12 protein-coding genes are annotated in these 12,855 nt (G+C 68.4%); 3 read left to right on the top strand and 9 right to left on the bottom strand.

The genetic code is table 11. From position 1 onward, the window contains the following. Nucleotides 1–46: 46 nt before the first annotated feature. From NMLP_RS02095 to serA, 3 genes are all read right to left on the bottom strand, one after another. Nucleotides 47–1,165 (bottom strand): DUF373 family protein, encoded by a 1,119-nt coding sequence (locus NMLP_RS02095; RefSeq protein ID WP_015408472.1) that lies wholly within the window; start codon nt 1,163–1,165, stop codon nt 47–49. Nucleotides 1,166–1,213: 48 nt separating this feature from the next. Continuing rightward, the gene (gene prf1 / locus NMLP_RS02090) at nt 1,214–2,452 is read right to left on the bottom strand and encodes a peptide chain release factor aRF-1 (protein ID WP_015408471.1); all 1,239 of its coding nucleotides are present in this window, start codon (nt 2,450–2,452) and stop codon (nt 1,214–1,216) included. A gap of 65 nt (nt 2,453–2,517) precedes the next feature. Next, a complete protein-coding gene (serA, locus tag NMLP_RS02085) occupies nt 2,518–4,098 on the bottom strand; it encodes a phosphoglycerate dehydrogenase (protein ID WP_015408470.1) in 1,581 nt (526 codons plus the stop codon). Nucleotides 4,099–4,213: 115 nt separating this feature from the next. On the opposite strand from serA, the gene NMLP_RS15345 reads away from it, so the two are divergent. Next, entirely contained in the window at nt 4,214–4,366 is a 153-nt protein-coding gene (locus NMLP_RS15345) for a hypothetical protein (RefSeq protein WP_160169574.1), read from the top strand. Nucleotides 4,367–4,388: 22 nt separating this feature from the next. Continuing rightward, entirely contained in the window at nt 4,389–5,021 is a 633-nt protein-coding gene (gene serB, locus NMLP_RS02080; protein WP_049926029.1) for a phosphoserine phosphatase SerB, read from the top strand. Here serB and NMLP_RS02075 read toward each other — a convergent pair. Further along, nucleotides 4,952–5,500 (bottom strand): hypothetical protein, encoded by a 549-nt coding sequence (locus tag NMLP_RS02075; RefSeq protein WP_049926027.1) that lies wholly within the window; start codon nt 5,498–5,500, stop codon nt 4,952–4,954. The two genes, serB and NMLP_RS02075, sit on opposite strands and share 70 nt — an antisense overlap. A gap of 418 nt (nt 5,501–5,918) precedes the next feature. Between NMLP_RS02075 and NMLP_RS02070 the strand changes: the two genes are divergently transcribed. Beyond that, nucleotides 5,919–6,200 (top strand): hypothetical protein, encoded by a 282-nt coding sequence (locus NMLP_RS02070; protein WP_015408467.1) that lies wholly within the window; start codon nt 5,919–5,921, stop codon nt 6,198–6,200. Nucleotides 6,201–6,229: 29 nt separating this feature from the next. Here NMLP_RS02070 and NMLP_RS02065 read toward each other — a convergent pair whose 3' ends face one another. From NMLP_RS02065 to NMLP_RS02045, 5 genes are all read right to left on the bottom strand, one after another. Further along, the gene (locus tag NMLP_RS02065) at nt 6,230–7,519 is read right to left on the bottom strand and encodes an O-acetylhomoserine aminocarboxypropyltransferase/cysteine synthase family protein (protein ID WP_015408466.1); all 1,290 of its coding nucleotides are present in this window, start codon (nt 7,517–7,519) and stop codon (nt 6,230–6,232) included. A 252-nt stretch (nt 7,520–7,771) separates the two neighbouring features. After that, complete coding sequence (locus NMLP_RS02060) at nt 7,772–9,097, bottom strand: outer membrane protein assembly factor BamB family protein (protein ID WP_015408465.1); 1,326 nt, start codon at nt 9,095–9,097, stop codon at nt 7,772–7,774. 188 nt (nt 9,098–9,285) lie between these two features. Next, nucleotides 9,286–10,491, bottom strand: a complete 1,206-nt coding sequence (gene metX / locus NMLP_RS02055; RefSeq protein ID WP_015408464.1) for a homoserine O-acetyltransferase MetX — start codon at nt 10,489–10,491, stop codon at nt 9,286–9,288. A 109-nt stretch (nt 10,492–10,600) separates the two neighbouring features. After that, a complete protein-coding gene (locus NMLP_RS02050; RefSeq protein WP_015408463.1) occupies nt 10,601–11,878 on the bottom strand; it encodes an O-acetylhomoserine aminocarboxypropyltransferase/cysteine synthase family protein in 1,278 nt (425 codons plus the stop codon). Nucleotides 11,879–11,979: 101 nt separating this feature from the next. After that, on the bottom strand, nt 11,980–12,813 hold the full coding sequence (locus NMLP_RS02045) for a hypothetical protein (protein WP_015408462.1): 834 nt from the start codon (nt 12,811–12,813) through the stop codon (nt 11,980–11,982). Nucleotides 12,814–12,855: the final 42 nt, after the last annotated feature.

Here is a 12,855-nt window from a genome sequence, read left to right as displayed (position 1 = left end):
GACGGCTAAACCGTCGTCGATCGCCCGGCGACATGTCCGGCCGCGGTCACTCCGGAAGCTCCTCGAGCGACCGATCGTTCGTCATTCGCGATGTGAAGCCGACGCCGACGAGGCTGACGAGAACGCCGACGGCGACGTAGAGCGCGAGTCGGCCCCAAATCGAGACGACGAACCCGTCGACGGAGACCACGCCGGCCTCTACGGCTGGAACGGCGAGCGGGTCGATGGCAGTGGACCGTTCGAGGAAGTAGCCGGTGAAGCCACGGACGACGAGCCCGACGGCGACGACGCCGAACGGAAGGTTCATCAGCGCGCTCGAGACCCCCTCGTCGCCGAGGAGGCCGTCGACGAGCCGTCCCGTCGCCGCCGCCATTGCGGCCGCGGCCATCCACGGAACGCTGTCGAAGAGAAACCGCAGGCCGACGAGCAGATCGCCGCCGCCCATCCCGGCCGCCCGGATCCCGCCGGCGAAGACGCCGATGAGGGCCAATCCGGCACCGACGACGTAGGTGACGAGCGACACCTGCCCCGAGTAGAGGCCCTCCTTGATCCGCAGGGGCAGCGTCGAGACGAACGCGTCAACGCCGAGGCCCTTATAAAGCAAGAACAGGCCGATGACGCCGGCGATGGCCGATACCGCCACCGCGAGGTCAGCGAACAACAAAAGCAGCGGGAACGCCAACAGCGCGGCCCCGATAGGGACTAACACTGTCCCACGTAACTCCTCGTCGCCGAGGAACTGCTTCAGCAGGTAGTACGTCGACTGGATGTCGTGGGACTGACGGACGACGACCCGATCGACCGCGTCGACCCGGACGCGGCTCTCGATGATGGGGACGAGGCGCTCGTCGCCAGCCGAATCGGTCACGACGATGGCGCCGTCGAGGTCGTGTTCCGAGCGGAGCCGCTCGACGCCACGGGCGACGGCGCGGTGGCTGTTGATCCCGTCGCCACCGCCGGGAACGACCGCCACGACCGCCTTCTCGCCCCCGTCCCGGAGGTCGCGGGCGACGTGGAGGGCTTCCAGTAGGCAGTTGACCCGGCTGTCCTCGGGATCCTCGAGGCCGACGTCGGTCACGAGCGCCTGGACGGCCTCCCACCCGACGACGGGGCCGTCGTGACACACCTCACCGCTGCGGTCGACGTAGACGACGAGCGTGCTCACGCGGAGTTCTTTCGCGGCAGTGTTGAAAAAGATTCACTCGTTGCGGCCTCAGACGCCGGTCGAGTACCGGAGGATACCGGCGATCCCGCCGAACGCCGTCAGCAACTGTTCGCCCTTCTCGAAGTCCGTCGAAATGAACTTCACCTCCGAGCCGCGCTGTTCGGCCAGGTCCATGAGGTGGTCGATGGCGTCCTCGCGCTCGACGGCCTCGCCCTCGCCGCCGTTCTCGCAGGTGTGTGTCGGCGTCTCCGCGCGGTTGTCGACGAGTTCGAACTCCTCGCGGCCGCCACAGTCGTAGGTGACGACCGCTTTCCGGAGATCCTCGCTTATCAAGAGCCGGTCGACCGAACCCATCATGAGGTTCTGTCTGGTCGCATCGAAGCCGTAGGTCGCCTTCCCGCCGTCGTGGAGCTGCTCGAAGAACTCCTCCATCTCGGCTTTGTCCTTCATTACCTCCGTCTCGGCGAGGACGTCCTCGGCGGCATCGACGAGGTCATAGAGCCCGGACTCGTCGGTGTATGAGACGTCGAACTTCCCGAGCACCATGTCGCCGAGTTCGTGATGGAGATACTCGCCGTCGAGGAACTCGTCTTTCGTCGGCGAGGGACCGCCGACCAGGATGCCGTCCATCTCGTGACGCTTCGGCACGAAGAGGTCGTCGGCCATGCCGGCGACCTCCTGATAGAAGTTGTCGATCGCTTCGAGGCGGAGCCGGGCGAACCGCTGGGCCGACTGGCCGCCCTTTCGCTGCTTGCCGGGGACGAGCGAGGAGGCGGACTTGACCGGCTCGACGCGTTTGCCCTTCAGCCAGCCGACGTTAGCCTCCCGACGGTCGAGGACGACGAGCCCGTAGAGGCCCTTGTCGCCGAGCATCTCCTGGAGCGGCTCGGTCAGAAAGTGCGAGTCGCAGTGATACCGGAACGACTCGATCGGGTCGGGTGGGGACTCGAGCACCTCGGTCACCATCTCCGTTCGGCCGCCACCCGAATCGACCGCCCCCGAGAAGAGCACCATCCCGTTCTCTGGGGGATGAACGTCGTAGTATTTCAGGCGATCCTTGATGCTCTTGAGGGCGTCCTGGACCGCGGTTCGGGTCTGCTTGGATTTGATGTTCGACGCTTCGCTGTGCTCTTGGGTGACGTGGGCGACGACGTCGCTTATCAGCCTGTCCTCCGGGATGTAGATCGTGACGAGTTGGGTCCCCGACCCCGAGTAGTCGTCGAGCTCCTCGATGACCTTCTGGAACTCGTATTTTTGTTTCTCGGACTGCTCGCCGTCTTCGCTCATTGGTCGGTGTTGATTCCGGGGCGGTAAAACTCCGTCCTTTGTGTCCGCCGGCCGAGCGAGCGGAGTCAGCCGTTCAGGCTGATGTACTTCGTCTCCGTGATCCGTTCGTCGGACTCGAGCTCCTCGCGGGCCGCGTCCGGCACCACTTGATCGACGTTGTACACCGTCAGCGCCTCGCCGCCGTGGACCTCCCGGGCGTTGAACATACCGGCGATGTTCACGTCGTATTTGCCCATCACGGTCCCGATGTGGCCGATGACGCCCGGCTCGTCGGTGTTTCGGGCGACCATCATCTGTCCGCCCGGGATGGCGTCGACGCGGTAGCCGTCGACCCTGACGATGCGGGCGTCGTCGTCGGCGAACAGCGTCCCGCAGACACCGATCCCGCGATCGCCATCGCCGACGGTGACGGTGACGAGCGACTGGAAGTCCTCGGCTTGGTGACGTTTCGTCTCCGAGACCTCGATCCCGCGCTCCTCGGCGATCCGGGGGGCGTTGACCGCGTTGACCTGCCACTCCAGCGGCTGAAAAACGCCCTTGAGCGCGGAGGCGGTGACGATGTCGACGTCCTCCTCGGCGATGTCGCCCTCGTAGCTGATTTCGACGGTCTCGACGCGACTGTCGAGAAGCTGGACCGCGATCTTGCCCGCGGTTTCGGCGAGTTCGATGTAGGGTTCGACGCGGGGGAACGCCGACTCGTCCATCGACGGGGCGTTCAGGGCGTTCATGACGGGTTCGCCTTCGAAGGCGGCGAGCACCTGCTCGGCCGTCGAGACGGCGACGTTCTCCTGGGCCGCCTCGGTCGACGCGCCCAGATGCGGCGTGACGACGACGTCCTCGACCTCCAAAAGCGGGCTGTCCGACGGGAGTGGCTCCTCGGCGAACACGTCGAGTGCGGCCCCGGCAACGATGCCGTCGTCGACGGCCTCGGCGAGGGCGGCCTCGTCGACGATGCCGCCGCGGGCGCAGTTGACGACGTAGCCGCCCTCCATCTCGGCCAATTCGGCCTCCCCGATCATGTTGGCCGTCTCCGGCGTCAGCGGCGTATGGATCGTCAACACGTCCGCCCGCTCGAGCGTCGTCTCGAGGTCGGCGAGTTCGGCGCCGAGTTGCTCGGCGCGCTCCTCGGAGATGTAGGGATCGAAGGCGATCAGCTCCATCCCGACCGAGTCGAGTTTCTTCGCGACCTCCTGGCCGACCCGACCCAGACCGACGACCCCGAGCGTCTTGCCGTTGAGCTCGGTCCCGAGGAACTCCCCTTTGGCCCACTCGCCGCCCTTGAGTCGGGTGTGGGCCTGCGGTATCGACCGCGCGGTGGCGAAGGCCATCGCGACGGTGTGTTCGGCGGCCGCCCGCACGTTGCCCTCGGGGGCGTTGGCAACGATGACGCCGTGATCGGTCGCCGCGTCGATGTCGATGTTGTCCACGCCGATGCCCGCGCGGCCGACGATGACGAGGTCCGGTGCGGCCTCAAGGAGATCGCGCGTCACCTCCGTCCCGGAACGGACGATGAGCGCGTTCGCGTCGGCGACCGCATCGAGCAGTGTCTCGCCGGCGGCGTCGTAGGCCGTGGCGACCTCGTGATCGGTGTCCCGGAGGACATCGAGCCCAGCATCCGAAATCGGGTCCGTGACCAGCACCTTCATGCGCGTAAGCTTCCGTGCGCGAGGGATAACGCTTTCTTCATCGGTCTGCCGTAGGGACGGCGATCGCCGCGTTATACGCATATATACGGCTATATTCGAGCCACAGCGATCCCGGGTGCACGTCTACGTATACGTTCTCGCGCAGGCGGTGTCTCGCCTGCCGAGTGCCGGATTCGGGGCTAGCGGTGACGTGGACGGCGTCGATGGGGCCAACAGAGACAGAGCCACGAGCGACGGCGACGGAACCGGCGAACCGGACGATTTGTGATCCCCGGGCCCGCAGCGATCGTATGCTCATCGCGTTCGACTTCGACGGGACGCTCTCCGATTCGGAGATGACGGTGTTGCTCGGCGAGGAAGCCGGAGTCGCCGGGGAGATCGACGAGATCACGGAGCAGGCCATGAACGACGAGCTCTCGTACGCCGAGAGCCTCTACGCCCGCGCCGACCTGCTCGACGGGCTCGACGAGGAGCGGGTCGAGGCCGCCTTCGGTCGGGTCGCGTTGCGCCCCGGAACCGGCGACGTCCTCGACGCTCTGTCGGCGGCGGGCCACCACGTCGCCATCCTGACCGGTGGGTTCGAGACCGGCGTCGAGCAGGCGCTCGAATCCACTCGAAGCTCCGTCGACACGATCGTCGCCAACCGGCTGCCGATCCGGAACGGCGCGCTAACCGGCGCGGCCGAGGGACCGCTGATCGAGGGCACGAAGGACGACGCCCTCGCCGACCTCGCCGCCGAGGTGGGCGTCGACATGGCCGACACGGTCGCGGTCGGCGACGGGGCGAACGACCTCCCGATGCTCGAGGTCGCGGGGCTCGCGGTCGGCTACGAGCCGAAGCCGGCCGTCGAGCCTCACTGTGACGTGGTCGTCTCCTCGATGGTCCGGCTGCGGGAACTGTTCGAGGACGAAGGCGTGCTCTGAGGGCCGCCGCTCCCGGCGGACGCCCTCGCGTACGCGTCGTCGAGGGTCGAGTGTCCGATGATCGTCTCGAGCGTCCCCACGCCGCTGAACGCCGGCACGGGCGAGGGCGGCGTGTTGGAGCTAGACGACGAACGGATCGGCTCTGCGCGGCGAGCCGACCGGCTGATCGGACGGGCACGGTCGCGGGCGGCGACAGAGGACCGGGGGTCGAGAGCGCCGTCGAGGCTGGCGGCCCCGCCGAAACCACCCTCCTGTATGCCGACCGACACGACGCCGATCGCGTCGCCACCGGCGGCCACGGCGCCGATCCGAACGGCTCCTTCGGGCGGTTGGTGGGCGCCGTCGCGACGACCGCCGTCGCCGGGGGCCCGGCCGCCGTCACCGTCACCGTGGGCCGAGAGCGCGCGGACGCCGAGAACGGGGCGAGAGGAGACGGGAGGCGACGCGAACGCGACCAGGATCCAGAAGGAAACGGCCATCGAGGGTCCGGCTCACCTGTTTATAGAGATTCGAGGAGAATACTGGTGGCTTTAGCCACCAGGTGAATCCGACAATTTACGTTACAAGCCATCGTGCCGTACGTCGTGCGTGGAGAACTGGCGGTTGACTCGGTGGTCGCCACGGTTCATAGCCGGAAACAAACAGTAAGCCGACCACGCCGACAGTCACTAAACAATCAGGTACCTCGAAGCCCTCTCCGGGGTACGAGTAACGGCTTCGTGGCAAAGCCACTGGCTGACTGTCCAGCAAACCGTAGACTCCCAACCGTCGGGATTGACCTGCCCGGCCAACACCGGGTGGGAGGCCCGCGGCTTTACCCGCGGGAGGATGTCACACTGTGAACCTGTGGCGGAACGACCCGTGCGGTTTTATTTCGGCGGACGCGTAGCGACAGCGATGGGACTCCGCCGGATCGTGGTCGCGCCGCTGTATCGCTTTGTCGACTGGACCGACGACAACCCGGTGAGCGCGACCGGCGTGGTGGTCGCCCTCGGCGCGCTCGCGGCGCTTTTGACTTCGGTCGCGCTCGGTGTCGGGGGCGGGAGCGGCGCCGACGCCGGCGGGGTCGCCCTCGACACGGCGACCGCAACCCGGTTCGCATCGGCCGTCGCGGAGCGTCCGGCCTACGTCACGGCCGCCATCGCCGGAGTGGCCGTGGCGCTGTTTTATGACGGATAGGCCCTACGGAACGACAGCGATCTCTCGGCTCAGTTCGTCGCCGCCTCGATCGCCGAATCGAGATCATCGATGATGCGGTCGGTGTCCTCCAGCCCGACCGAGAGCCGAACGAGGTCGTCCGTGACGCCGCTGGCCTGTTTTTCCTCGTCGGTGAGTTGTTGGTGCGTCGTCGAGGCGGGGTGGATGATGAGCGTCTTCGCGTCGCCGACGTTCGCCAGCAGGCTCGCGAGTTTGACGTTGTCGACCATATCCTTGGCGGCCTCGTAGCCGTCCTCCAGCCCGAAGGTGATCATACCCCCGTAGCCGCCGTCGAGGTACTCGCTTGCCTCCGCGTGCGTCTCGTGTCCCTCGAGGCCGGGGTAGCTGACCCACGACGTTTCGGGGTGGTCGTCGAGGAACTCCGCGACGGCCATCGCGTTCTCGCAGTGCCGTTCCATCCGCATCGGCAGCGACTCGAGCCCCTGGATCGTTGCCCACGCATCGAAGGGCGATTGCTGGTTGCCGAGGTCACGAAGCCCGCGCGTCCGGGCCGCGTAGGCGAACGCCGCGTCGCCGAACGTCTCGGCGAAGTTGATCCCGTGGTAGGCGGGGTTGGGCTTTGCCACCTCGGGAAACCGATCGGCGTGGTCGGCCCACGGGAACGACCCCCCGTCGATCAGGATGCCGCCGACGGTGGTGCCGGAGCCGTGGATCCACTTCGTCGTCGAGTTCCAGACGATGTCCGCGCCGTGCTCGATCGGCCGGCACAGCGCCGGCGTCGCGAACGTGTTGTCGACGAACAGCGGGACGCCGGCGTCGTGGGCGATATCGGCGAGCCGCTCGATATCGGGCGTCACCAGGGCGGGGTTGCCGATCGTCTCGCAGTGGACGTAGGCCGTGTCCTCGTCGATCGCCTCCTCGTAGGCGTCGTAATCGAGCGTGTCGACGAACCGCGTCTCGACACCCCGGCGCTCGACGGTGTGAGTCAGGTACGTGTACGTGCCCCCGTACAGCGACGACGACGAGACGATGTTGTCGCCCGCCGAGGCGAGGATGAACGTCGCCAGATCGAATGACGCCATCCCCGACGAGGTGGCGAGGCCCGCCACGCCGCCCTCGAGCGCCGCCAGCCGCTCCTCGAGGACCGCGTTGGTCGGGTTCATGATGCGCGAGTAGATGTTGCCGACCTCGCGGAGTCCGAACAGATCGGCGGCGTGGTCGGCGTCCTCGAACTCGTAGGACGTCGTCTGGTAGATCGGCGGCGCTCGAGCGCCCGTGGCCGGGTCGGCCTGCTGGCCGGCGTGCAGCGCGTTCGTGTAGAGGTCGTCCTTCTCGAACATATATTCGAACAGCGTTCTGCGGGGTATTAATATCCCCCATCGGCGGCGACCGTCGCCGTGATCGCTGACGCGATCGCGTGCGCTGCGCTCTGTGTTCGTGTGCGCTCCGTTTCGTGTGGGTTCGGGCCGACCCTCGGGGGTCGGCTCGCTCGCGTTCGCCTCGCTCGCCGCCTGCCTCGGGCACAGCAGAGAGCGCGCGCCACCGCATCGCGGAACGTGGTATATATAAACAAACTGCGTGCCAGTTCCGTGTTACTCGTCGCCGCCCCGGAGCAACCACCACAGTCCGAGGCCGCCGACGCCGAGTGCGGCTCCCCCGGTGGAGAACAGCCCCTGATCCTCGATCGGCGCCGCAAAGCCCGGTTCCGGCGTGTCGGCGCTTCCGCCGGAGCCGCCCGACCCGCCGGAGCCACCGCCCTCGCCGGCCGGGGTCGCCGTCGCCTCGGGGCCGGCCCCTCGCGGTTCGAACAGCAGCCGTGAACGCGCGCCGAAGCCGTCGCCGGGCGATCGGGCGACGCTCGGGGCAGACCGGATGGCCGCCCCGGCGCGGTGGGTCCAGCGCGTCTCGCCCGAGGCGGCGTCGAGCGCATAGAACGTCCCGTCGTCGCTCCCGGCGTACACCGTCCCGTCGACGACGGCCGGCCACGACCGGACGTCGCCGTCGGTCTGGTACCGCCATCGGTTCTCCTCGGCCCCCGTATCGAACGCCACGATATTGCCGTTGTCGGTGCCGAAGTAGATGACGCCGTCGGCGGTCTCCAGCGGCGACACCGGGACGCCGAAGACGTCGTAGGGTCGCCACTCGCGTTCGCCCGTCGCGGCGTCGATCCGGTGGATGTCGCCGCCCGCGGTGCCGAAGTACACCGTTCCGCCGGCGACCGCGGGCGGAGTGGTGATCGAGCGATCCACCCGGGTGTACGACCAGTTCCCCGCGCCGGTTCGCAGGTCGACCGCGTGCAGGTTGGTGTTGTTGTCGGTGACGTAGATGGCGTCGCCGGCGACGGTCGGGGAGTGCGGGATCGGAATCGAGGTCGCGTACGCCCACTGCTGTGTCCCGCTCGTCCGGTCGATCGCGTACAGCGAGCCGTCCATGGAAGCGACGTACACCGCCTCCGGCCCGACGATCGGCGTCGAAACGATCTCGTCACCGGTCGCGAACGCCCACCGCTCCTCGCCGGTCGCCGCGTCGATGGCGTACAGCTCCCCGTCCCCCGATCCGCAAAACACCGTCTCGCCGGTCGTGACCGGCGACGCGCGGACGCCCCGGCCGGTGTCGAAGGCCCACTGTTCGGTTCCGTCGGCCGCGTCGACACTGTACACGTTGCCGTCGGCGGAGCCGACGTACGTCGATCCGTCCCCGACGGCCGGGGCGGAGACGGCGCGCGAGTCCGTATCGAACGCCCACCGCTGTGTCCCGGTGTCGGTCCCGACGGCGTGGACGCGACCGTCCCGGGTGCTGACGTACGCCGTCGGCCCGGCGGCGTTCTGGGCGAGGGCCGCCCCCGAGGCCGACGGGAGCGCCCCGCCGGCGGCCAGGCCCACGAGGACCGTGCGTCGGTCGAGACGCGCGCGCGTCACGGCTGTGTACCCCTCGGCGTCGGTCGATCGCTTCGCATGGTATACGCCCTTTCGACACCCCGGGAAATAAGTAGTTTCGCCCGTCTGGCCACGGCGATCGCGACCACACATTCATATACTAATCCGGGATCCCCGGGGTCCACCCTCGAGTCGCTGGGAGCGACGCGGCGGGCGGCCGCCCGAACCGTTCAGTTCGAAAAAAGGCTGTTGTGGACCGGCGCGAACTCGTCGCCCTCGTCGCCCTCGGCCGTGTCGGAGACGGCCTTGCCGGCGACGCCCGACTCGAGGAAGTCGGCGACGGGCGGGCCGACACGGTCGGGTTCGACGAGGAAGGCGTCGTGGCCGTGCTCGGAGTCGACGACGTGGTGGGCGACGGCCGCCTCGGTCGCCCGGAACGCCTCCGCCAGCGCCTCCGATTGCTCGACTGTGAAGTGCCAATCGCCGGTGAAGGAGACGAGAAGCGCCTCGCCGTCGAAGGCCGCCAGCGCGTCGGCGTCGCCGTCGTATCCCGAGGCGAGGTCGTAGTTGTCCATCGCCCGCGTCAGGTACAGATAGGCGTTGGCGTCGAAGCGCTGGGCGAACTTCTCGCCTTGGTAGTCGAGGTAGGACTCGACCTCCCGGTAGGGGAAGAAGCCGGCGGCGGGGTCCATCTCGAAGCTGTCGCGTCCGGCGTCCATCCCCGCCGAGCGCCGGCCGAATTTGTCCTCCATCGAAGACTTCGAGAGGTACATCACGTGACCGATCTGGCGGGCGAGCGCCAGCCCCTGCGTCGGCGGGTCGTCGCCGTAGTAGTCCCCACCCGCCCAGTTCGGATCGGTGGTGATCGCCCGCTGGGCGATCGCGTCGAGCGCGAGACACTGGGCGTCCAGCCGCGCCGCGGCGGCGACGACGACCGCCCGATCGAGGTGATCGGGGTGGCGTTTGGCCCACTCGAGGACGTTCATCCCGCCGACTGAGCCGCCGACGACCGAGTGGAGGTTCGGGACTCCGAGGTGATCGAGCAGGCGTCGCTGCGCGCGCGTCCAATCGCCGACCGTGACCGCCGGGAACGCCGTCCCCCACGGCTCACCCGTCTCGGGATCGACGGTGGGCGGCCCCGAGGAGCCATAACACGACCCCGGTACGTTCGCACAGACGACGTAGTACTCAGTAGTATCGACGGCCTTGCCTGGACCGACGATGTCGTCCCACCACGCGTGGGCCTGCCCCGCGGTGTCGGTTCGGCGACGTCCCCCCGCGACGTGGGCGCTCCCCGTAAGTGCGTGACAGACCAGTACGGCGTTGTCGCCGGTGAACTCGCCGTAGGTCTCGTAGGCGACTTCTAACTCGGGGATCGACTCCCCGCACTCGAATGTGAACTCGCCCAGCGAAACCGTCTCCGGGCCGTCGCTCATGACGGCCGCCCGCCCGTGGTATCGTCCCGGTCGCGGTATCGCCTCGGTCGCGGCATCGCATCGATCGCGTCCATCGTCGGTTGTGCGTCGGAGTTTGCGCCACACATATTTATAAGACCCCGTCGAGGTCCGCGAGGATGTCGTCGACGTCCTCGATGCCGACCGAGAGCCGAATCATCTCGGGGGCGACCCCGGCGGCGCGCTGTTCGGCCTCGCTCAACTGGGCGTGCGTCGTCGAGGCCGGGTGGACGACGAGCGTCCGCGCGTCGCCGATGTTTGCGAGGAACGTCGCGAGGTCGGTCTCCTCGCACAGCCGTTTGGCGGCGTCGTAGCCCGACGCGAGGCCGAGGGCGATCATGCCGCCGTAGCCGCCCTCCAGGTACTCCGAGGCGAGGTCGTGGGTCTCGTGGTCGGGCAGGCCGGGGTAGGACACCCACGAGACGGCGGGGTGGGCCTCGAGGTACTCGGCGATGGCCATCGCGTTCTCGCAGTGCCGTTCCATCCGCAGCGGCAGCGTCTCGACGCCTTGCATCGTCACCCACGCGTCGAAGGGCGACTGCTGGTCGCCGAGGCTCCGGGTCCCGCGCTGGCGGGCCGCCATCGTCAGCGCCCGGTCGCCGAAGCGCGCCGCGAAGTTCACGCCGTCGAAGGCGGGGTTCGGCGCGGCGATCTCGGGGTATTTTTCGGGGTACTCGGCGAACGGAAAGGAGCCGTCGGTGACGAGGATCCCGCCGAGGGTCGTTCCCGACCCGTGGATCCACTTGGTCGTCGAGTCCCAGACGAGATCCGCGCCGTGTTCGAGCGGCCGACACAGCGCCGGCGTCCCGAAGGTGTTGTCGACGAACAGCGGGACGCCCGCCTCGCGCGCCACCTCGGCGATCGCCTCGAACGGCGGCGTCACGAGGGCGGGGTTGGCGATCGTCTCGCAGTGGACGTAAGCGGTGTCCGCGTCGATCGCCTCGGCGTAGGCCTCCGGGTCGAGCGTGTCGACGAAGCGGGCCTCGATCCCCCGGCGGGCGGCAGTGTGAGACAGATACGCGTGGGTGCCGCCGTACACCGACGACGCGCAGACGACGTTGTCGCCCGCCTCCGCCAACACGAGCGTCGCCGCGTCGAGTGCACCCATCCCGGAGGCGGTCGCGAGGGCGTCGACGCCGCCCTCGAGAGAGGCCAACCGCTCCTCGAGCGCCCGGACCGTCGGGTTCGCAATCCGCGAGTAGACGTTTCCCTCGTCCTCCAGGGCGTATCGTGCGGCCGCCGTGTCGGCGTCGGGAAACTCATACGAGGAGGTCTGATAGATCGGTGGTGCGGCCGCCCCCGTCGTCGGGTCGGGACCCTGCCCGACGTGGAGACACCGCGTCCCGAAGCCCAACTGCTCGTCGTTCATGTATAGTACGCATATCTCTCAATACATCTATAACCGAGAGTTACGGCAATAATTGCCCAGCCGGCGGGGTCGACTCGCCGGCCGGGCGGTTCTGGAGGCGTTCAAACGCCCCGTATCCCGAGAAGGCACAGAAACGCCCCCATCCCCCCGGCGACGGCGGCGACGTAGAGTCCCACGGCCGGTTCGTCGAGCGCCACGTACGCCGCCGCCCCGAACGCGAGAAAGAGCGCCCCCATCACGACCCCGACCGCCTGCACCGCCCGATCCGGCGGCTCAAGCTCCGGGTCGGCTTCGATTCCGGCTTCGAGCGCCCCACGAATCGCCCCGACGCCGGCGTCGGCGGGGACGGCGGCCGCCCGCGGCACGAAGAGCCCGCTCCTGGGGGCGTAGAAGAGCCACAGCACGACGACGCCCCGGACGCGGATCGACCGCACACCCGTGAGGCGATGCAGAGGGACCTCCCGCCGGTTGATCGTGAGTTCCCCGTCGTCGAGTTGCCCCGTCGTCGTCGCCACCGCGACGAGGATCGGCGAGAACACACAGCCCACGACGAGGCCGTAGACAGCCTCGAAGGGGGCACCGACGGCGACGAGCGCCACCACGGCGAGCGCCCCCGCAACCGCGGCGGCAACGACACTCCGGGCGGTGAACAGGCTCCTGTCGGTCCCCGAGAACGCCGACCGGGTCGGTCGCTGGTCGGGGTCGGCGAGCATCGGCCACAGGTACAGAAGCGACGTCGGCCCGCCGACGAGGGCGAGGAGGGCGACGAGTAACACGAACGGCGAGCGGAGCACGCCCGGATCGGCGAGTACGAACGCGACGCTCGCGCCGGCGGCGGGCAGGAACACACCCCCAAAGGCGGCTACCGGGAGGTGCGAGAGGAGCCGAAGGCTCCGCGACGTGGCGGCGTCGTAGGACCATTCGGTGGAGGGCACAGCGGTACTCGCGCCCGCTCGAACTTCGCTGTTGGGTCGAAG

Origin of the sequence: Natronomonas moolapensis 8.8.11 (assembly GCF_000591055.1) — an archaeon.
Taxonomy (GTDB): domain Archaea; phylum Halobacteriota; class Halobacteria; order Halobacteriales; family Haloarculaceae; genus Natronomonas; species Natronomonas moolapensis.
The sequence above is the reverse complement of the archived record's forward strand: the minus strand, read 5'-3'. Positions and strand labels throughout refer to the sequence as shown.

Excerpts from the sequence above, each read along its gene's own strand:
- prf1 (WP_015408471.1), bottom strand. The coding sequence starts at position 2,452 with ATGAGCGAAGACGGCGAGCAGTCCGAGAAACAAAAATACGAGTTCCAG.
- serA (WP_015408470.1), bottom strand. The coding sequence starts at position 4,098 with ATGAAGGTGCTGGTCACGGACCCGATTTCGGATGCTGGGCTCGATGTC.
- serB (WP_049926029.1), top strand. The coding sequence starts at position 4,389 with ATGCTCATCGCGTTCGACTTCGACGGGACGCTCTCCGATTCGGAGATG.
- NMLP_RS02075 (WP_049926027.1), bottom strand. The coding sequence starts at position 5,500 with ATGGCCGTTTCCTTCTGGATCCTGGTCGCGTTCGCGTCGCCTCCCGTC.
- NMLP_RS02070 (WP_015408467.1), top strand. The coding sequence starts at position 5,919 with ATGGGACTCCGCCGGATCGTGGTCGCGCCGCTGTATCGCTTTGTCGAC.
- NMLP_RS02065 (WP_015408466.1), bottom strand. The coding sequence starts at position 7,519 with ATGTTCGAGAAGGACGACCTCTACACGAACGCGCTGCACGCCGGCCAG.
- metX (WP_015408464.1), bottom strand. The coding sequence starts at position 10,491 with ATGAGCGACGGCCCGGAGACGGTTTCGCTGGGCGAGTTCACATTCGAG.
- NMLP_RS02050 (WP_015408463.1), bottom strand. The coding sequence starts at position 11,878 with ATGAACGACGAGCAGTTGGGCTTCGGGACGCGGTGTCTCCACGTCGGG.